This window comes from Bradyrhizobium sp. 195 (genome assembly GCF_023101665.1).
In the GTDB taxonomy this organism is placed as follows: Bacteria; Pseudomonadota; Alphaproteobacteria; order Rhizobiales; family Xanthobacteraceae; genus Bradyrhizobium.
The window spans coordinates 3,675,901-3,696,212 of the sequence record NZ_CP082161.1 but is presented as its reverse complement, the minus strand read 5'-3'; the positions used below and the strand labels follow the sequence as shown (position 1 = coordinate 3,696,212).

Here is a 20,312-nt window from a genome sequence, read left to right as displayed (position 1 = left end):
GGCAGATCATGCGGGCGCTTGACGGCATCAAAGTAGTATCGATTGAACGGGATATTGCGGCTCCGTTCTGCACCTCGCGGTTGGCCGACGCTGGGGCTACAGTTCTCACGATCGATCACCGCAACAGCGATCTTGTCCCCTCCCCTGATGCTTCCACGCCTGAACCAATCGGCTGCCTCGCTTGGCTCAATCGCGGTAAGAGTTCGATCGCCCTCGATTTTGCAACAGAAATTGGCCGCCAAACCCTCGAACGGTTGATTGCGACCGCCGACGTGTTCATGCAAAATCTGGGGCCAGGCGCGATGGACGCGCTTGGCTTTCCGCTTGAGCGTCTATGCAGCGCTTATCCTGGGCTCATTTGCTGCAATATCTCGGCCTTCGGCGATACAGGCCCATACGCGCATCGCAGAACATCTGATAATCTGATCCAAGCTGAGAGCGGCCTGGCGTCCATTACAGGTGGCCCGGAGGAGCCTGCCGTAGCCGGCATTCCGATCATCGAATTGGCAACCGGGGCTACGGCGCATGCAGCAGTGCTTGAGGCCCTCATCGCGCGCGGGCTAACAGGGAATGGGGCCGACATTCAAATATCGATGTTTGACGTCATAGCGGACTGGCTCACTGCTCCACTCTTGAATGCAGAAGCCGGTCGCTCGCCGAAGCGCACGGGACTCGTTCATCCCTTACATGCCCCGCATGGAGTATTTCGATCCAAAGACGGAAAAAACATTCTTGTCTCAATCCGAAGCGACGGCGAATGGACCAGACTCTGCCTTGAGGTGCTCGAGGCTCCGACGCTGCCAGATGATCCACGCTTCAGAACGGCGGCTGACCGCATTCGGAACCGGCGGGCTACCGACCAGGCTGTTTCTGACGTCTTCGCGACCTATTCCAGAGGTTCGCTAGTTCGGCGATTGACCGATGCCAAGATTGCGTTCGCGGACGTGAATACGATGGCGGACTTGAGCGCCCACCCCCATCTGCGACGTGTAACGGCAGAAACGTCAGATGGTCGGGTCAGCTTTCCGGCGCCTGCCCCTATCGTCATCGGTGAGTCCCGCAACTATGGCGTTGCTCCAGGCTGGCAAAGCTCTGATCGTTCCGGCCCTCAGTTGACGGCTGCTTTCACTCTCATCGCACGCGACTGAGGCGCGGCTCGCGCTTGGATACCTGGCTTCGGCAAGAGCCAATCCAGCTGATAGAGCGACCCAACGTCAGAGACCCGGTCAACATCCGCACAACTAACAACTTGGAGCACAATGTCTCAGCAGAAGTGGATCGTGACAGCGCCGCGCAATCATGACGCCCCTTGGGCAAGAGGCGTTGGACATTGGTGGCACGGAGCTACGAGGTCGAAGAGACGACTTGCCTTTCAGAATGCCTGTTCGGACCGATTGCCGCGCCCGCATCGAGCAACCGCTCGATAGCGCGATCGTCAAGACCGGCTTCCTTCAAGACTTCGACGCTATGTTGCCCCAGTTTTAGTGGACCTCGCCGAAAACTGGTAGTTTCATTGTCGAAGCGGGTGGGAGCGTCAGCAAGAAGAAGTGATCCCTCGGTTTCATGCTCGAACTCGTGGAAGAACCCTACTTCTCGAAGATGTGGATCTTCAAGCAGGCTGTCGATCGTGTTGACTTTGGCGTTTGGTATCTCGAGCCGTGTCAGTACTTCCTCCCATTCGGCTGTCGTTCTCGCTTTCAGGCATTCGCCGGCCAGACGGTACAAATCTGCGATGTTCGTCGTGCGAGTTGCGAGAGTCAGGAAACGCGGATCTTGTTTTAGGTCAGGTCGACCTACTTCGTCAAAAGCGTCTCCACTGGACGTCGCTGTAAGCCATCACCGCGATGTAACCATCTTTGGTCTCGTGAGGCCGCCGCCATGGATTGAGCAGCCGCGTGTAGCCCGAGTGCCAGTCCTCGTCCTGAAACATCTTACCGTAAAGGTGTTCGACCAGCACGAACGAGGCCATCGTTTCGAACATTGGCATTTCGACTATGCCACCCTTGCCGGTGCGTTCACGTTTGAGAAGAGCCGCCAAGATCGAATACGCGCCGGCCAGCGCGCATGTTTTGTCGGCTATGACGGTCGGAGCGAATTTGGGACGTCCATCAGCGTCGGCCATCAACGAAGCCAACCCGCACTGCGCCTGGATGACGTCATCGTAGGCTGGTCGCCCGGAATAGGCGCCCCCCTCGCGGTATCCATAGAGACCAGCGAACACGATCTTCGGGTTGCGAGCCAGTATGCGATCCGAAGAGAGGCCAAGTTTCGTCGCTTTCTGCGGACGCATATTGTGAACGAGGACGTCTGCCTGATCGATCAGCGCATAGAGAGCCTCGAGCGCTTCCGGCTTCTTCAAATTTAGCACAATGGACCGCTTGTTTCGATTGACGCCCATGAAGAGCGCGGCCATATCCGCGCTGCGGCCCGGCCCGGTGTAGCGCGTGCTATCGCCTTCCGGGGTTTCCACTTTAACGACATCCGCCCCCATGTCGGCGAGGATTTGAGTAGCGTAGGGCCCTAAGATGACGGTCGTAAGGTCGAGTATGCGGATGCCATCAAGAGGTCCAGACATTCGATGTCTCCAGATATTATTTTGACAAGCGGATCAACGGAAACCCACAAAGACGCGGCATTGTCGCCCCTACAAGCGTGATGACGCCATCCGCGGTAAATGAACACAACCGTGCTCAATGGATGTGTGATCGGCAACCACACCACCCAGTTCTCAGACGGAAAGAAGCTTCCTCCGCGCAAAACCTCTGACGCTCGCGCGCAGATGGAGATGAGCGTTGTCATCAAACGACGAGCAGAACGGAATCATACAGCCTTTAGTTCGGCTAAGATTTCCGGAACCGCCTGGTAGAGGTCGGCGACCAGGCCGTAATCGGCGACCTGGAAGATCGGCGCGTCCTCGTCCTTGTTGATCGCGACGATCACCTTGGAGTCCTTCATGCCGGCCAGATGCTGGATGGCGCCGGAAATGCCGACGGCGACATAGAGCTCGGGGGCCACGACCTTGCCGGTCTGGCCGACCTGCCAGTCGTTGGGCGCATAGCCGGCGTCCACCGCCGCACGCGAGGCACCGACACCGGCCCCAAGCTTGTCAGCGAGCGGCTCGATGTACTTGGCAAAATTCTCGCGGCTCTGCATGGCGCGGCCACCGGAGACGATGATCTTGGCCGAGGTCAGCTCGGGACGGTCGCTCTTGGCGACTTCCTCGCCGACGAACGACGACAGGCCGGGATCGGCCGCCGCTGCCACGTTCTCGACCGCGGCGCTACCACCCTCGCCCGCTGCCGCGAAGGTCGAGGTCCGCACCGTGATGACCTTCTTGGCGTCCTTGGACTTCACGGTCTGGATGGCGTTGCCGGCATAGATCGGGCGCTCATAGGTGTCGGGGGCGACCACCTTGGTGATCTCCGAGACCTGCATGACGTCGAGCAGGGCGGCAATGCGCGGCATCACGTTCTTGAAGCGCGAGGTCGCGGGCGCGACAATCGCGTCCGGAAGCCAGCGACACGACCAGCGCGGCCAGCGGCTCGGCAAGATCGTGCGCGTAGAGGTCGCCGTCGGCGAGCAGCACCTTCTTCACGCCGGCAAGCTTGGCGGCGGCATCCGCCGCGGCCTTGGCGTTCTGGCCGGCGACCAGCACCTCGACGTCCGCGCCGAGCGCGGCAGCCGCGGTCAGGGCCTTGTTGGTCGCATCCTTGAGCGACGCATTGTCGTGTTCGGCAATCAGAAGCGTCGTCATCAGAGCACCCCGGCTTCGTTCTTGAGTTTCGACACCAGCTCGGCGACGTCCTTGACCTTGACGCCGGCCTTGCGGCCGGCCGGCTCCGTCGTCTTGACGACCTCGAGACGCGGAGCGACATCGACGCCGTAATCGGCGACGGTCTTGTCCGCGATCGGCTTCTTCTTGGCCTTCATGATGTTCGGCAGCGAGGCGTAGCGCGGCTCGTTGAGACGCAGATCGGTGGTGACGATCGCCGGTCCCTTCAGCTTCACGGTCTGGAGGCCGCCATCGACTTCGCGGGTGACCTTGAAGTCGGAGCCTTCGACCTCGAGCTTCGAGGCAAACGTCGCCTGCGACCAGCCGAGCAGCGCGGCCAGCATCTGGCCGGTCTGGTTGCTGTCGTCGTCGATCGCCTGCTTGCCGAGGATGATCAGGCCGGGCTGCTCTTCGTCCGCAATCTTCTTCAGGATCTTGGCGACCGCGAGCGGCTCGACGCTGCCTTCGGCCTTCACCAGGATGCCGCGGTCGGCGCCCATGGCAAGACCGGTGCGGATCGTCTCCGACGCCTGCGCCGGGCCGATGGAGACCACCACGACCTCGGTGGCCTTGCCGGCTTCCTTCAGGCGCAGCGCTTCCTCGACCGCGATTTCGTCGCACGGGTTCATCGACATCTTGACGTTGGCGAGTTCAACGCCCGATCCATCGCCCTTGACGCGGACCTTGACGTTGTAATCGACCACCCGCTTTACCGGCACTAAGACCTTCAATGTTACCTCTTAGAGTTCTGATCGCAGATGCGCTGCGTTAAGGCTGCCGCCGCCCATGGATGCGAAGTCGATCTGCAGGCAACCAACGAATTCAGCAAGAGCCGCGATCTCTGTCCAGGAATTTGACACATATGCGCTATCCATTCGGATCGCCGGCCTTTTCCAAGTACATCTCGTGTTTCGTCTTCAGAACGACGTATACTCGACGCGGATCTCGTTCCGAACGAGCAATCCTGGCGCGAGAACCGTCTCAACTTGAACAGCCGCGCACCGCGAGGATCAAGCGATCTTCAACATTTGAACATGAGCAGGGAGGCATCGTGACAACAGCTGAGGTACTTCGCGAAAAAGATGGCGCAGTGACGGTTCTTACATTGAATAGACCTGAACGTCAGAACGCGTGGACGTACGATCTTGGGGACCTCTATTTCGACCATCTAGATGAGGCAGACGCGGACCCAGCCGTGAGGGTCATCGTTGTGACTGGCGTGGGGCGCGGCTTCTGTGTTGGAATGGACGCCCAATCACTCGAGAAGTCGGCATCTGGAGCTCGACGACTGCCATCGAAAGGCCGTCGCATGACCCACGCTCTCACCGTGCGAAAGCCCATCATCGGCGCGATTAACGGCGGGTGCGCTGGGTTTGGACTGGTTCAGGCTCTACATTTCGACGTCCGTTTTGCAGCAGAGAGCGCTGTTTTTTCAACGGCTTTCGTGCGCCGTGGACTGAACGCCGAATACGGCTCGTCGTGGCTATTGCCTCGCATTGTCGGTCACGGCCGCGCAATGGAGCTGTTGCTATCCGGACGGCGCGTCAGCGCAAATGAAGCTGAGCGAATCGGTCTAGTTACGGCGGTACTACCCGACTCGCAATTACTCGATCATGCAATGCAATATGCTCGTGAAATCGCGGCAAACTGTTCGCCCGTCGCGATGGCGGATGCTAAGCAGCAGGTCTTCAGTGATTGGCTTTCCGATTGCACCGCGGCCGAAGATGGAGCCAAGGCACTCGGACACGCGCCAGGGCACCGCATTGATTTCGCGGAGGGCGTTGCCAGCCTCATAGAAAAGCGGCCGCCACGCTTCGCCGACCTACAGCCAAAAGGCGAGTAATCATCCGATCGACCCAAAGGCGGACAGCTTGTCCACCGCCTTTGGGTTCTTGACTATTGTGCACCGGCGACGGCGGGAAGCCTGGCCATAGCCCCAACGGCGTCGTCGATCATGCGATCGATGATCACCTCCACGGGCTCGACTTTGTCGGCAAAAATGGCTGCATGTCCCAAGTCCAGCATGCCTTTGCTCCAGTCCCCGGTCCTATAGGCCTCGCGAGCGAGGTCGCCCATGATGTGCGGCCGGTACGCCTCGAAATCAACTGTTTGGAGACGATCCAACTCGGCTGCAGCTTTTGCGCTCTCGTTGTTAAGCACACGATGGTTGTCTCGAATCGCCGTTTTGACGACAACGCTCTCAGTACCGTCCAACGTCGTGACGTGCTCCTTGTAGCTGCGGCTGATCCAGAGCTCTTCGGAAACAATCATCCGGGTTCCGAGGATAACGCCTTCCGCTCCCATTGCCAGCGCACCAACCATCTGCCGACCAGTCCCAATACCACCGCCGATCACGACTGGCACATTCACGACAGCCGGCGCATGTGCCGCCTGGACCATGGTGCCGATTTGAAACACACCGGGGTGGCCTCCGCACTCGTTCCCGACAACGATGACGGCGTCGGCTCCAGCTCGCACGGTTGCCAGAGCGTATCTGACCGCGGGCACCTTGTGCAGGACCACAATTCCGGCGTCCTTGAGCCTCGCCATCAACGGCTCCGGACTGGCACCAGCGGTTTCAACGCAGGTCACCCCCTCTTCGATCAAGATGTCGAGCTGCCTCGCAGTCTTTTCGATGCCCCCGGAGATCCTCGAGATGTAGAGATTGACCCCAAACGGCTTACCGTCTGTCAGTTGGCGACAAAGCCGCAGCTCGGAGCGGAATTGCGCGGGATCAGAAAACCCGGCGGCAACGATAAAGCCCATCGCACCGGCATTGACGCAGGCCGCTACGTATTTCGCATCTGATACGCCCGGCCCAAGACCTCCGCAGAGAATTGGATGTCGGATGCCGAGCAATTCCGTCAATCGGGTTCGAAAGGCCTGCGGACGCATTTGGTGACTAGTTTCCTGAGGTTCGATGATCCTATCGGGCTAACCCTTAGCATCCCGCGCGCGCTCAGTGACGCGAGGAGCCGCCCAATGGCCATACGATCGCACATATGTGCGATCTGGTATCTGAGGACATACCGTTTATCACTCCCCAGAAACCGTTCTGCTCTCAGCCCTTGCCTTTCGGTTTGACCGTCCTCGCACTGGGGACGTGGCCAAGCATCTTTGAGATAGTCATCGCGGCGGTTCTGACCTCGGGCACAAGTCTAGCGAGTGTCTTCCCTACGCGCTCTTTCGGAGCTCCGAGCGCGCATGCCGCAATCAGTTCGCCATTGTGATCGAAAATCGGCGCGGCGATGCCGCATCGACCAAGCTCCGATTCATCGACGTTGACGCAAACTCCCTCGCTCTTCACTTTCGCCACCTCCTGCAGGAGCGTCTTTTTCGACGTAATGGTCTTGGGCGTATAGCGCTCGAGCTCGATGGACTGAACGACATCGTTGCGCTCTTCTAGTCCCATAAACGCCAAAAACACCTTTCCAGTCGATGTCGCGTGCAGCGATCGACGCTCACCCAACCCGACAGCGTAGCGAAGCCTATGCCTGCCCTCCACCTTGTCGACGTATAGGACGGCGCGCTTGTCGCTTGCGAGTACGGCGAGGAGAACCCCTTCTCCTGTTCTTCTCGAAAGATTCTTCAGAACTGGTCGGGCAACTTCTCTCAGGTCGCGCTCTCCCAGAGTCCTCATGCTCAATTCGAAGATTTTCGTATCAAGCTGATACCGCCCGCCTTCATCCAAGCTTAGATAACCACGCTGGGTCAGCGTCTTCAGTAGAGGAAATAGACTGCTTCGAGGCGCATGAAGCTCATCGCCAAGATCGGTCAACGTGAGCCCGCTCGCCGAGTAAGCCAGCAATTCGAGCACATCGAGGACGCGACCGGCCGTTCGATGACCCTCGCGACTTGTGCTTGACGATCCGGGTCGCCTCTTCTTATTGTCCATCTGTCTTTCCTATATCCGAACTTGTTTCGTAGATACGAAACGCCACCCCGGAGTTCCGCCTACGGCGGCGTCGAGCGCGATGCAACGAAGGGGCACAACCGGGTGATCGAGCACATGAACGATAAGTATCCCGACTTGAACCTTTATGTCGACGGCAGATGGGTTCGGGGTAACGGCGAAAGTAGGCGAGCAGTCGTGAATCCGGCTGATGACTCAATCCTCGGCGAGCTCCAATACGCCAGTCGGAACGATCTCGATCGCGCAATAGAAGGGGCCGAGAGAGGGTTTTCCGAGTGGCGAACCGTTGCGCCAGCCAAACGTGCGGACATTCTCCTTACTGCCGCGCGGATTCTTCGACAGCGGAAGGATGAAATTGCGCGACTTGCTGCTCTTGAGGAGGGGCAACCGTTCGAGGAGGCCAAGAGCTACGTTCTCCGCGCTGCGGAAATTATCGAGTGGGACGCGAATGAGGCCAGGCGACTGTATGGCCGCGTTGTCCCGTCGGAATCAGGACTGCGTATGATGGTGCTACGTGAGCCCATCGGTCCGGTCGCTGCATTTACCCCGTGGAACGCGCCTGTGTTCACGCCTTGCCGCAAAATCGGTAGCGCGTTGGGCGCGGGCTGCTCGCTGATCATGAAGGGCGCCGAAGAAACGCCTGCCAGCACCGCAGCCGTTGTCCAATGCTTCGTCGAAGCAGGCCTCCCAGATGGCGCGCTCAACTTGGTATACGGAGATCCTGGGGAGATTTCCTCCTACTTGATCGCTTCGCCCACGATCCGGCTTGTTACTTTCACCGGCTCGGTTTCCGTGGGCAAGCGGCTGGCTGAGCAAGCAGCTCGTCACATGAAGCCCAGCGTCATGGAACTCGGCGGCCATGCTCCGGTCATTGTATGTGAAGATGCCGACGCAGTCGCTGCCGCTCAAAAGCTCGCTTACGTAAAGTACCGAAATGCGGGCCAAGCTTGCCTATCCCCAACGCGTTTCTGGGTCCATGACCGAGTCCACGACGCGTTTTTGGATCGCTTCGTCGCCGAGGTGTCGAAGATCAAGGTAGGCCCCGCCTTCGAGGCCGGCGTGTCCATGGGGCCGGTGGCAAATTCGCGCCGATTGGCAGCAATAGAGGGTCTCGTGATCGATGCCGTCGCTCATGGTGCACGGGTGGCGTATGGCGGAAACCGTATCGGGAATGGCGGCTGCTTTTTCGAGCCGACAGTCCTCGTCGACGTCCCCGATCAAGCACGGATCATGTCCGAGGAGCCTTTTGGTCCAGTCGCAATCATCAACCGGTTCAACGAACTTGAGCCAACAGTCTCACGCGCAAACGGACTTCCCTACGGACTTGCCGGCTATGTCTTTACGCGTTCCGCGGCGACGGCCGAGCTTCTTGCGCGGCAATTGGAATGCGGAACGATTGGAATAAACCATCTCACCGTGTCGACTTCCGGCATTCCATTCGGAGGAATCAAGGACAGCGGCTTCGGACGCGAGGGCGGCATCGAGGGAATAGAATCTTACACGATTGCCAAGACCGTTTCGCATCTAATGTGATCGCATCGAGAAAAGCGTGGAAGGAAAGAGACCGATGGCAGCTAGAAAGACCTGGTTCATCACGGGCTGTGATTCTGGAATGGGACTTGCGATCGCCGAGACAGTTTTGGAACATGGCAACGTTGCCGTTATGACGGCGTTGAATCCGGCGAATGTCGCGGGATTGCGCGAGCGCTTTCCGAATACCGCAATCTGCCACCAGCTGGATATTACAGATGGCGGATCCATCAAGCGCGTCGTCGATGCGGCGGAGACCATGACCAAAGGCATTGACGTACTCGTCAATAACGCTGGATATGGAATCCTGGGCGCGGCGGAGGAAACCACGCCAGCCGAATACCGGCCGATGTTCGAGGTAAACTTCTTTGGGCTGGCCGAGGTCACGCGCGCCGTGCTTCCGGGAATGCGGAAGCGTCGGAGAGGCCACATCTTCAACACCTCCTCTTCCGGCGGTTATGCTGCCTCCCCAGGTTTCGCGTTTTACGCGGCAAGCAAGTTTGCCGTCGAGGGGTTTTCCGACGCGCTGGCACAAGAAGTCGCAGCCTTTGGCATCAATGTCACGATCGTTGAGCCAGGTTCGACACGAACGAACTTCGCCGGGAGTTCGCTGAAGCGTCCACTGAATCCAATTCCCGACTACGAGCAATCAGCTGTATCGCTGACCGCTACGCGAATGACTGCGCGTGATGGGGCGCAGCCAGGGGACCCCAAGCGGCTTGCCAAGGCCCTGATTCAGCTTACTGACGAAAAGAACCCGCCGCTGCGTATTCCGCTTGGAGAAGATGCCATCGACCGGCTCGAGAAACGGGTCGCGACACAAGCTGCGGAGTTCCAGAAATGGAGATCCCTTTCACTATCGATCGCCTTTGACTCGCCGGCGAATCCCGTCTGAACAGCGCGCGCCTGCGCCCTGAAAAGGTATCGGTTGATCTAGATGAAAGCCATTCTTTGCGAACACTGGTGCGGACCAGAAGATCTCAAGCTGGTAGATTTGCCTGATCCTGTCCCCGCACCTGGCGAGGTCGTCATAGAGATACGAGCAGCCGCTCTGAACTTTTTCGACTTGTTGAAGATCCAGGGTCGGCACCAGATAAGGCCGGCCCTACCATTTTGTCCCGCAAGCGAATTCTCGGGCGTGATCGCGCGGGTTGGAGCGGGGGTAAGCGATCTCAAGCCGGGCGACCGTGTTTTGGCAAGAGCGGGAACCGGCGGAGCAAGCCAGCAGGCCGCCGTCGCAGCCAAACTGGTCTCAAAGATCCCTGACAATCTCGACCACGATCGAGCTGCTGGTCTGACGGCAATCTACACGACCGCACTCCACGCTCTGTCTGATCGCGGCAATGCACAAGTTGGGGAGTCGCTTGTGGTCCTTGGCGCTGCCGGAGGCACGGGCCTTGCTGCCATCGAAATAGGAAAGCTGTTGGGGTTGCGGGTCATTGCCTGCGCGTCAACCGACGGGAAGCTGGAGTTTTGCAGGGCTCACGGCGCCGACATCTTGGTAAACTACGCAAGATCCGACTTTAAGGAGAACTTGAAGCGCATTGGTGGCGAGAGAGGGATTGATCTCGTCTTCGACCCGGTCGGTGGTGATCGTAGCGAAGTCGCCCTGCGTTCGCTCGGCTACGGCGGGCGCTTCCTTGTGATTGGTTTTGCTGCGGGCGACATCCCGCGGATCCCGCTAAACCTGCCGCTACTCAAAAGTTGCGATATTCGCGGTGTCTTTCAATGGCTGTTTGAGGAGAGATTTCCCGCTCATGCACGATCCAATATGGACCAAATCATTCAGTGGGCGAGCGATGGGAAGCTGTCCTCCCACGTCCACTCGATCTTCCCGCTCGAGCGCATCAAAGACGCGCTCTCCATCCTATCCACGGGCAAAGCAATGGGAAAAGTGATCCTGCACCCGCAAGGCTGACGTTGTTTAATAGCTGCGGACATGTCGGCCGCATCAGCCTGGCGCCCTAAGAGCAACCAAGGCGTCGACAGCAACGATCTGATCACCACGGCAGATCAGCGGATTAATATCGATTTCTGCTATGCGGTCGGCCTGATCCGCGACAAATTCCGAGAATAAGGCAATCACAGTTGCAAGCGCCTCGATATCAACTGGTTTCGAGCCGCGGAAACCTTCGAGAAGGCGCCGTCCTTTTAGCATTCGCAAGAGCAGAATGGCCTCGGGCTTCGTTACCGGAGCCAGCGCCGTCACCGTATCCCTCAGCAATTCGACGAACACTCCACCAATCCCGATGATCACCAGCGGTCCAAACAGAGGATCGACTTTTGCTCCGAGCAAGATTTCGACACCATCCTTCAGCATCTGCTGAACAAGCACACCGTCGATTCGCGGTCGAGGACTGATCGCTTGGATCTTCGCTAGTATGGCGGCAAAGGCCTCGCGCACTTCGCTCTCATTCTTCAAATTGAGGTGGACGCCCCCGATCTCAGTCTTGTGCGGCAAATCCGGCGATACAATCTTGAGAACAACGGGGAAACCCAGATCCAAAGCCGCGAGCACGGCCTCTTCAGGCGTCTTTGCCAGCCGCTCTTCGACGGTGGAAATACCGTAAAGTCCCAGCAACTGCTTGGACTCGTCCTCGGTCAGAATGGCGCGTTTCGTGGCAGACAGAAATTCATGCGCGCGTAATCTTGCATCTTTTGACACGCTCTGTCGCTCTGCCGAGGCAATTCGGCGCACTGCTTCGCGCTCATGCCAAGCCTTCAAGGTCGCGCAACATCTCTCCATCGAACGAAAAAGAGGCAGATGCGGCGCCTGTTCAAATTCGGCGGCTCCTGGTCCTGTCAACCAGCCGGGCGTCCATACGACACAAAGTGGCTTGCCGGTTTCGGCAGCCAAAGCTTCAAACGCAGGTATTCGCGAGATCGCATATTCTGCCGGCATCGGGTGAGGAATAATGGCTGTACCGTATGAGTCATGGGTAAGGAATGCGCGCAAGACGTTGGTTATGACCTCCGGCTTGGCTCGTCCCACGCCCGTCATATCGCAGGGATTGTCGGCCGTCCCGAAGTCGGGAATTGAAGCCTTGAGTTGGGCCCGCAGATCTTCGTCGAGGGATGGCAGAATCAGCCCGTTCGCCTCGGCCGAATCGGCCGCCATGATGCAGATACCTCCTGAGGTACCGGCGACAGCGACCCCCTCGCATGAGGGCCTCGGTGCTTTCGCGAAGAATGCTGCAGTTTCTAAAAGGGCCTCCCAGGTGTCGACGACGATTGCTCCAGTTTTGCGCAGGAGCGCTCTGTACGCAGCTTCTGACCCGGCCAAGGAGCCTGTATGGGACATCGCCGCCCTTGCACCTCCCTCGCTCCGTGCAAGCTTCAGCACTATCAGGGGCTTGTCAGCGGCCTGCGCTACTTCGGCGGCCGCCAAAAGACGCCTTGGAGCACTATGTCCCTCGAACACGCAGGCTATCGATTTGCAATCTGGGTCTTCAGCTAGAAAAGCGATGAAGTCCGCCACATCGACATCGCAGGAATTGCCGCCTGCAAGCATATGACTGATCGAGACGCCTTGTTGGTTTGCGGTTGCGAGAGAACCGCCCATCGCGCCGGACTGGCTGACGATCCCGATCGCGGGGCCGCGTGCCGGCAGGATCTTGACCCCGCGGTTAAACATTGCAGCAAAGCCGGTCATGAAGTTGATGACGCCAATGCAGTTGGGCCCGACAAGCCGCAAGTCTGCTTCACGCGCAATTTCGGCGATACGCCGTTGCGACGAAACGCGATCGCTCCGTCCTGTCTCTGCGAAACCAGAGGAAAAGATTATCGCGCCGCCGACTTGATTATCGGCGCACTCCTTCACAACCGCCTCTACACCCTCGTACGGAACCGCGATGACGGCGCAGTCGATTTTTTCAGGCAAGGCCCGCAGACTGGGATAGCACCTGTCATTTCCGATAAGCTCGTACTTGGGATTAATCGGATACACACGACCAGCGAATCCCCGCAGATTTTCGAATGCTGAGCTGCCCAGTGCTGCAGCGTTCTGAGAAGCCCCGAAGACGGCAACTGTCTTGGGTTCAAGTAACCGGCTAAGCCGTTCGCGGCGATAGAGTCCCCGGACCAGGTCTGTCTCAGTCATTACAATCCCTACGCGATCGGCCAGTCTGCCATCAGGACGCGGCAAGCGTCCGCCCGATAATGCTACGCAGTATTTCGCGAGTACCGCCGTAGATTGAGAAGGATGGAGAAGCGAGCATCACATAGCGAAAGACATCGCCGAAGGCGCTGTCTTCCAACTCCGTCATGTCCAATATGTCGCGGGCGACTTCGGGAATCGATTGTTCGAAAATCGAACCGAGGTCCTTGACCATCGATGCCTCGACGCCCACTTCAAGACCTGCCTGAAGGGCCCCGGCGATGGAGAACGACATTCGCCGCAGTGTGGCAAGCTGCGCCGTCAAGCGACCTATCGCGATCGCCATGCGCTCAGACGACTTCGACTTGGACAGGCGTACTAGCTCTTTAAGCAAAATGCTCGCAGTTAGGAATCGCTCCGGTCCGCTCCGCTCGAATGAGAGTTCGCTCATCACCTGCTTCCAGCCAGCCCCCTCCTGGCCGATAATGGCACTGTCAGGCACAAGGCAGTCTGTGAACACGACTTCGTTGAAGTAATGATCGCCGGCGATATTCAAAATTGGTCGTATGGTTATTCCAGGCCACGACAGATCGATGAGGAACTGGCTCATGCCTTCATGTCGCTTTTCAGCTCTCGGCCGTGTCCGGCAGAGCAGTATCATATAGTGCTTTCTGTGAGCTCCAGAGGTCCAAATCTTGGTACCGTTGATTCGCCACCCGCTTCCGTCGCGTACGGCGCGGGTTCGCAAATTCGCCAGATCTGAACCGGCGTCGGGCTCGCTCATCCCGATACAAAAGAAGATTTCGCCGCGAACAAGCCACGGAAGAATCTCCTGCCGCTGCGCTTCAGTGCCATAGCGAAGAAGGAGTGGCCCGCTCTGCCGGTCGCCAGTCCAATGCGCAGCGACGGGCGCACCCGCAGCCAGCATCTCTTCGAGGACGACGTAGCGTTCAAGCATCGTACGCTCGTGTCCGCCATACTTCTTGGGCCACGTCAGCCCTATCCAACCGCGTTCAGCGACCTTTCGGCTGAATCCAGGATCAAATCCGTGCCATGTCCGCGCACGCTCGGCGGCCGGTAGGGATTCCAGCGAATCTGCAAGGAAGCTGCGCAATTCGGATCGAAGATCGTCCAGGGCAGTCGAACGGGAAGGAAGCGGAAAGAACATTGTCATTTCACCGTTTCATAAACCTGCGGCCTTTGTATTGAGATCCCATAGCTGCTCCTCGCCGGCTGCCATGATCTCAGAGCCAATACGCTTTGCCCAATACGCCTCATTGCCGAACTCGTCGCGCCAAGACCAAAGGCGCCGCGTGGATTGATGAAGAGTGTGCTCATATGTAAAGCCGATGGCCCCGTGTGTTTGATGCGAAAGTCCCGCAACAAACGGCACCGCTTCGCCGTTACGGATCTTCGCCATGCCAACGGACATACTCGGGTCTCGCGGCCAGCGGGCCAATGCGTCTATGGACATATCCGCGGCGGCGTTGGCCGCCGCTGCGTGACCTGCGAGAATCCCGAGATTTTGCTGAACTGCCGCCAGCTTGTTCAGGGGCTGCCCGAATTGGACCCGCTCGCCCGCGTATTTGATCGCGAGATCGCGCGCTTTTCCGAGCGCCCCCGCCATTTGCTGCGCTCTCAGCGTCGCACCCAGCACTAAGGCAATGTCGTCAGCGAAATCCGTCGGCAAAACCCTCACGTCGTCTTCCGGGATCAGTACATCATTGAACTTGAAGTGGCTGCGCTGCTCGCCGGCGAGGTTGTTGGCGTGGGTCACCGAATTTGCGATGGCGGGATCGACCGTCACAAGCATCGCACCTCGGTCTGTTGAAACAACCACTACAAGCCGGTGTAACCACATGCCCCAGGGCACATTTCGCAAAGATCCATTAAGAGCCCACCCTCCGCCGGGCTGCCGCTCCAGGGAGATCGAAGGGCGAGGCTCCGTTGGACCGAATCCCAGCGGACCATTCGGGACAGAGAGACCGACTTGCGCCAACAGCCAACCGGCAATGATCGTCTCTCCGAGCGGCAACGGGACGGAATGGCGGCCAAAAGCTCGTCCGAGGAAAAGTGCATTTGGCAGAGCAATTCCGGCGCCGCCACACTTGTCCGGTAGCGCCGCCCTCACGAGCCCCTGCAGTTCAGCCGCATCCCACAATTCTTGGGGCCACGTTCCCGCCTCTGAGCGGTTCACGACTTCTTTGCCGCCGTAATCGGCAAACAGCCTCTCCGCGGTGGAGAGCAACAGGTCCCGTGTCTCGATATCAGCTTCCATCGCGAGCCGCCCAACTTCCGCCACGCACCTAATCCCCGCCAGCTCTCCGTACCGATACGCCTGCGGCCGTTTCGTATATACGAATTAATTTCGTATTTCGGAACCGTCGGAAAGGAATTCGACATATATGTACGATTGGCAGCGCTCATTGGCTGAATGAGTTCAACTCGTTCGCCGTAGCGCTATCCTGACTTGGGAACGGAACCCACTCGGGAGGAAAGAAAATGAACTCAGTATTTGGCTGGCTATTGGCGGCAGCCCAGATATCGGTGGCAACCCAAGCAATTGCTGGCGAAACGAACTTCGAGGTCGGAGTAAGCGCGACCGAGATCAAGATCGGAAACTTGATGCCCTATAGCGGCCAAGCTTCGATGTACAGCGTGATTGGAAAGACCGAGGCGGCCTATTTCAAGAAGCTGAACGATGAAGGTGGGATCAACGGCCGTAAGATCACTTTCATTTCGTATGACGACGCACAAAGCCCCCCAAAGGCCGTCGAGCGTACCCGGCAACTCGTCGAGAGCGACGAAGTGTTCGCGATGTTCGGCGCAACCGGGAGCGCCGCGAACGCCGCGACCATGAAATATCTGAATTCGCGAAGCGTTCCCCAGTTATTTATTGCCGCCGGCGCCTCGAAGTTTTCAGACCCGAAGAATTTTCCGTGGACGATGGCGTGGATTCCGACCTACCGGGTCGAGTCTGCTGTTTATGGAAAATACATCGCTGATCACACCCCCGACGCAAAGGTCGCGATCCTTTATCAGAATGACGATTTCGGACGCGATCATCTTGCCGGACTCGAAGCGGGGCTGGGAAACCGGGTGGGGACGTTGCTCGTAGGAAAGGCATCGTACGAGACTAGCGAGCCCACGATCACTTCGATGGTCGTGTCCTTGAAGGCGACCGGTGCGGACACGGTAGTGATCGCGGCGCAGTCGAAATTTGCGACCCAAGCAATCAAAACGATGGCCGAGCAGTCATGGAGGCCGACAGTTTACATCAGCAATGCGTCCGTAGGCGTAAGCAGCGTACTCGCACCGGCAGGATTGCAGAACGCCAAGGGTTTCATCTCGGCCGCATATCGAAAGGACCCCGAAGATCCGGCTTGGAAGGATGACGCAGCAATGCAGGAGTTCTACGCCTTCATGGACAAGTATCTCCCAGGAGAAAAGAAGAACGATCAATCGGCATTCGGCTACTTGTCTGCCCAGACGCTTGAGTTTGTTTTGCGCCAATGCGGCAACGAGCTGACGCGCGCCAATCTGGTGAAGCAGGCCGCCAATCTGAAAGACGTCCAACTCGGCCTGCTGCTGCCCGGCATCAAGCTGAACACAAACGCAACGGACTATGTCTCGATCAAGCAGTTTCGCCTGATGAAATTTTCCGGCGAGCATTGGACGCTATTCGGTGACTTGGTGACGCCCTAAGCGAGCTGACACGCCAAGCCTCGCCGCAGGCCAGTTCATGCTCTTCGATCACTTGGGCGTAGCGTCGGCTTTGGCCGACGCTGTCGAACCGATATGGGAGCACTTTATGACCGTCACGCGAGGTTGATGCTCCCCAGAAGTCTGGAGCATGCCGCCGCCAATCAGAGGCTCCGGTCCAACAAATGCACCAGAGCCGGCCGTCGCCCCAGCGACCATGGCCCTGAGGCGTGACCGTTGAGGACCAAGAGCGTCCCGGCGGCTCTCGCCGGTCCGCCCTTTGAGGCGCTTCCGTGATAGGAGGCAGCAGGGCGGCACCGAAAGCCGAGCCCTTCCATGAAGAGTTTGGTCCCGAGGGACTTCTTGAGGAAGACCTGCTTGGGCTTCTCGGCTTTGAGGGCACGCGCGACGGCCTCTTGCAGGCGCTCAGGCACCTTCCGCTGGGCGTAGTAAGTCCCGTGTCTGTCCTTGATCAGTCCCGGCAGTCGGAGTGGCGAGCCTGTTTGATCCTCGGAGCGGACGGACGATGGTCCGCTACCGGTCGCGCCGCCGCCCGACACCGAGCTTCGGACCCGCTTGCTTGGCGGGGGGAGCTGAGTTCGATCGCCCATCAGGGTCTGCAGGTGCGCCACCGCGGCGCGTTTGGCGGCAGACCCTACCGTTTCTTGAGTTCTTGAGAGCGGCTCCCGCAGCTCTGCCGCATCGAGCATTTGCTCAGCCAGGAGCTTCTTCAGCCTGGCGTTCTCATCATCGAGGGCCTTGAGGCGCTTGGGCTCGCAGACATCCATGCCGCCGAATTTGGCCTTCCAATTGTGGAACGTCGCCTCGGAGATTCCGTGCTTTCGGGCAAGGCCGGCCGTCGAGCTGGATCGGATCGTAACGCCCTGACATCGATACGATCGCGCGCTCCATCCCGCCATCGTCATAAGAGGCATCGGATCGCACGAAAACCGAACAAAACCTCCAACCGACCTCCGAACTGAGAGCTTTCGGCTTACGGTCCCATCGTAGGCACAATAGACATGGCGGCTACCGGCTCGCGCGACGAACATACCCCGCGGGCGCAAGTGAGGAAACATACGCACATGCCTATGAATTTCTCTCGGTGTAGGACGACGCCATGGTGACGAGAGTTGCCGTTGGCTGGCGGAAGACACTGTTTTGGGTGGCTATCACGTCATTCAGGGTTTCGATGAATTCGTGCGCCAGACGAGACGGCAACAAATGACGAAATCGTACGAGCTTCCCAGCGATCTTGATCGAAGGATGAAACGGCCGCATCACCAGATCGGTTGAAGGCGTTCCCATCATCGCCAACCCGTCCAACAGCGCAAGCCCTGCGCCGGCACGCACCAACGCGCAAGCAACGGTGGATTGCGACACCTCAATTGCAACCTTCAGCGGAACGTCGGCGTCGGCAAAGATGCGGACGGCGTGGATCCCCAGGGGGAGGTGCCGGCTCAGACATATCAGCGGTTCGTGCTCGATATCAGCGGGCACGACGTGATCCTTCGATGCCAATGGATGCGTGTGCGGCATGGCGCATCCGAACTCTGTCGCCCAGAGATCGCTCACCGACACACCGGGCGCAGCAATGGAGTCGATGACTAATCCGAGGTCCGCCTGGTGGTTGGCGACATGGGCGGTGACTTGCTGCGCACTCATCGACTGGAGCGTGATCGTGACATCAGGGCGTGAGTGGCGGAATTGTGCCACCGTGTCCGGCAGCAACGCATTTGCGAAAGCTGAAATCGCCGCGATGTTGAGCACGCCCGCTCGCCCCGCCCGCAGGTCGACGGCGCGCTTCTGGACGACGTCGAAGGCCGCGAACGCGTTGACGGTTTCGGGAAACAGCGATTGCGCTTCGGGTGTCGCCAACAGCCGCTTCTTTCGCCGCAGAAATAGCGCAAACCCCAGCCGCCGCTCGGCCTGCTGCAGTGTTCGGCTGACGGCCGGCTGCGAAATATGAAGCATTTCGGCAGCAGCAGTGATGGTGCCCAATTCCATGACGCGCCGAAATACTTCAAGTTCGCGCACACTCAACATCATAACCCCAGAACATGTTTGGTACAGCTTTTGGCATTTTGAACACATGTATTCCGAGGCCACAATGGGCACGGCGGTCGGCTCAAAGCCAACCGTTCAATTTACGCCAGGTTCGTCCAAGGAACCCACCAATGAACTCGCCGCGGATTGCGACGATTACGGCATTTCCACTGGGAATTCCGTTCGACCATTGGGCCGCACCGCCGATGTTCGCCGGCCGCCCGCGCACCAGCCTCGATACCGTCCTGGTGAGAGTAACGACCGATCAGGGGACGTTGGGATGGGGCGAAGCCTATGGCAGCTTTTCGTCCGCCGTCGCTGCGGCCATCGAGCAATGGATTACACCGCTGGCGATCGGGCAAAGCGTCGACGACGTTGGACTGCCGGCGCGGATTGAACGGACATTGCACAATCTCGGCCGTGCGGGTGCCACGATCCACGCTATCAGCGGCCTCGACATCGCGCTGTGGGACATCAGGGGCAAGCTCGCGGGAGTGCCGGTCTCAACCCTGCTGGGCGGGCGGCGGCGCGACCGCATCGAGGTCTACGCATCGCTGCTGCAATACAACGGCAATACCGAGGAGATCAGCCGCGTTGTGGATCGTGCGCTCGGCGAGGGCTTTCGCCAGATCAAACTGCACGAGCGCACGGCGAAGGCCGTCGCCGCTGCCCGCGTCGCGGCGGGTCCGAACGTGCCGTTGATGGTGGATACCAATTGCGCCTGGTTGCCGGCGGAGGCAACCGCCGCCGTGACGGAAATGGCGCCATTTGATCTGCGATGGGTCGAAGAACCGATCTGGCCGCCCGAGGATTTCGCCGCCCTTGCAGCTCTCAGGCAATCGACGCGCGTTCCGACCGCCATCGGAGAGAATGCTGGCAATGCGCTGGATTTCAAGAAGATGCTCGCCACGGCGTGCGTCGATTATGTCCAGCCCAGCGCGATCAAGATCGGCGGTCTGACCGCGCTTTGGCAAATCTGCACCGAGTCGGAAGCGGCCGGAGCGACCTGCGTTCCCCACTCGCCCTATTTCGGACCGGGCTATCTTGCCACCATTCACGTGCTGGCGGCCAAGGCGAAGGTGAGCGCCCTGGAGCGATTTTACTGCGACCTTGCCTTCGACCCCTGCGGCGGCTTCGTTCCGATCGAAGCAGGCTTCCTCGCCGTGCCCGATACTCCGGGGCTCGGAGGCGATCCGAACCTGGCATTGATCGAACGATACCGGCTCTGACGGTCGCTAAAACAGGGAGGGAAA

14 protein-coding genes and 3 pseudogenes are annotated in these 20,312 nt (G+C 59.0%); 7 read left to right on the top strand and 10 right to left on the bottom strand.

All coding sequences use genetic code 11. The features are described from left to right. Window positions 1-8 precede the first annotated feature (8 nt). Complete coding sequence (locus IVB26_RS16855; protein WP_247972676.1) at window positions 9-1,148, top strand: CaiB/BaiF CoA transferase family protein; 1,140 nt, start codon at window positions 9-11, stop codon at window positions 1,146-1,148. 196 nt (window positions 1,149-1,344) lie between these two features. On the opposite strand, the pseudogene IVB26_RS43210 reads toward IVB26_RS16855, so the two are convergent. From IVB26_RS43210 to IVB26_RS16840, 3 genes and pseudogenes are all read right to left on the bottom strand, one after another. Continuing rightward, a pseudogene (locus IVB26_RS43210) lies at window positions 1,345-2,575 on the bottom strand (CaiB/BaiF CoA transferase family protein). Window positions 2,576-2,820: 245 nt separating this feature from the next. Beyond that, window positions 2,821-3,754, bottom strand: a pseudogene (locus IVB26_RS16845) (electron transfer flavoprotein subunit alpha/FixB family protein). Then, on the bottom strand, window positions 3,754-4,503 hold the full coding sequence (locus IVB26_RS16840; protein WP_247972675.1) for an electron transfer flavoprotein subunit beta/FixA family protein: 750 nt from the start codon (window positions 4,501-4,503) through the stop codon (window positions 3,754-3,756). The pseudogene IVB26_RS16845 and the gene IVB26_RS16840 overlap by 1 nt, the downstream one beginning before the upstream one ends. Before the next feature lie 320 nt (window positions 4,504-4,823). On the opposite strand from IVB26_RS16840, the gene IVB26_RS16835 reads away from it, so the two are divergent. Beyond that, window positions 4,824-5,615: an enoyl-CoA hydratase-related protein gene (locus IVB26_RS16835; protein ID WP_247972674.1), complete on the top strand. Its 792-nt coding sequence runs from the start codon at window positions 4,824-4,826 to the stop codon at window positions 5,613-5,615. A 53-nt stretch (window positions 5,616-5,668) separates the two neighbouring features. Here IVB26_RS16835 and IVB26_RS16830 read toward each other — a convergent pair whose 3' ends face one another. Together IVB26_RS16830 and IVB26_RS16825 are read right to left on the bottom strand one after the other, a co-directional pair. Continuing rightward, entirely contained in the window at window positions 5,669-6,667 is a 999-nt protein-coding gene (locus tag IVB26_RS16830; RefSeq protein ID WP_247972673.1) for an NAD(P)H-dependent flavin oxidoreductase, read from the bottom strand. 166 nt (window positions 6,668-6,833) lie between these two features. Beyond that, window positions 6,834-7,667, bottom strand: coding sequence for an IclR family transcriptional regulator (locus tag IVB26_RS16825; protein WP_247972672.1), 834 nt, complete (start codon window positions 7,665-7,667; stop codon window positions 6,834-6,836). A 114-nt stretch (window positions 7,668-7,781) separates the two neighbouring features. Between IVB26_RS16825 and IVB26_RS16820 the strand changes: the two genes are divergently transcribed. The 3 genes from IVB26_RS16820 (at window position 7,782) to IVB26_RS16810 (ending at window position 11,133) form a co-directional block, all read left to right on the top strand. Then, on the top strand, window positions 7,782-9,218 hold the full coding sequence (locus IVB26_RS16820; protein WP_247972671.1) for an NAD-dependent succinate-semialdehyde dehydrogenase: 1,437 nt from the start codon (window positions 7,782-7,784) through the stop codon (window positions 9,216-9,218). A 79-nt stretch (window positions 9,219-9,297) separates the two neighbouring features. Further along, on the top strand, window positions 9,298-10,110 hold the full coding sequence (locus IVB26_RS16815; RefSeq protein ID WP_247972670.1) for an SDR family NAD(P)-dependent oxidoreductase: 813 nt from the start codon (window positions 9,298-9,300) through the stop codon (window positions 10,108-10,110). Window positions 10,111-10,152: 42 nt separating this feature from the next. Continuing rightward, window positions 10,153-11,133: an NADPH:quinone oxidoreductase family protein gene (locus IVB26_RS16810; RefSeq protein ID WP_247972669.1), complete on the top strand. Its 981-nt coding sequence runs from the start codon at window positions 10,153-10,155 to the stop codon at window positions 11,131-11,133. Between the two features lie 33 nt (window positions 11,134-11,166). Here the strand turns inward: IVB26_RS16810 and IVB26_RS16805 are convergent, their stop codons facing one another. The 3 genes from IVB26_RS16805 to IVB26_RS16795 are packed head-to-tail and all read right to left on the bottom strand — an operon-like array spanning window position 11,167 to window position 15,589. Next, window positions 11,167-13,314: an acetate--CoA ligase family protein gene (locus IVB26_RS16805; protein ID WP_247972668.1), complete on the bottom strand. Its 2,148-nt coding sequence runs from the start codon at window positions 13,312-13,314 to the stop codon at window positions 11,167-11,169. Between the two features lie 31 nt (window positions 13,315-13,345). Further along, a complete protein-coding gene (locus IVB26_RS16800) occupies window positions 13,346-14,479 on the bottom strand; it encodes an acyl-CoA dehydrogenase family protein (RefSeq protein WP_247972667.1) in 1,134 nt (377 codons plus the stop codon). Between the two features lie 15 nt (window positions 14,480-14,494). Next, window positions 14,495-15,589, bottom strand: coding sequence for an acyl-CoA dehydrogenase family protein (locus tag IVB26_RS16795; protein WP_247972666.1), 1,095 nt, complete (start codon window positions 15,587-15,589; stop codon window positions 14,495-14,497). A gap of 224 nt (window positions 15,590-15,813) precedes the next feature. Here IVB26_RS16795 and IVB26_RS16790 point away from each other — a divergent pair, with 224 nt between their 5' ends. Further along, window positions 15,814-17,016, top strand: coding sequence for an ABC transporter substrate-binding protein (locus IVB26_RS16790; RefSeq protein WP_247972665.1), 1,203 nt, complete (start codon window positions 15,814-15,816; stop codon window positions 17,014-17,016). A gap of 602 nt (window positions 17,017-17,618) precedes the next feature. On the opposite strand, the pseudogene IVB26_RS16785 reads toward IVB26_RS16790, so the two are convergent. Continuing rightward, window positions 17,619-17,870, bottom strand: a pseudogene (locus IVB26_RS16785) (transposase); the annotation flags it as partial. 232 nt (window positions 17,871-18,102) lie between these two features. Then, the gene (locus IVB26_RS16780; RefSeq protein ID WP_247972664.1) at window positions 18,103-19,050 is read right to left on the bottom strand and encodes a LysR substrate-binding domain-containing protein; all 948 of its coding nucleotides are present in this window, start codon (window positions 19,048-19,050) and stop codon (window positions 18,103-18,105) included. Window positions 19,051-19,190: 140 nt separating this feature from the next. On the opposite strand from IVB26_RS16780, the gene IVB26_RS16775 reads away from it, so the two are divergent. After that, the gene (locus tag IVB26_RS16775) at window positions 19,191-20,288 is read left to right on the top strand and encodes a mandelate racemase/muconate lactonizing enzyme family protein (protein ID WP_247972663.1); all 1,098 of its coding nucleotides are present in this window, start codon (window positions 19,191-19,193) and stop codon (window positions 20,286-20,288) included. Window positions 20,289-20,312 lie beyond the last annotated feature (24 nt).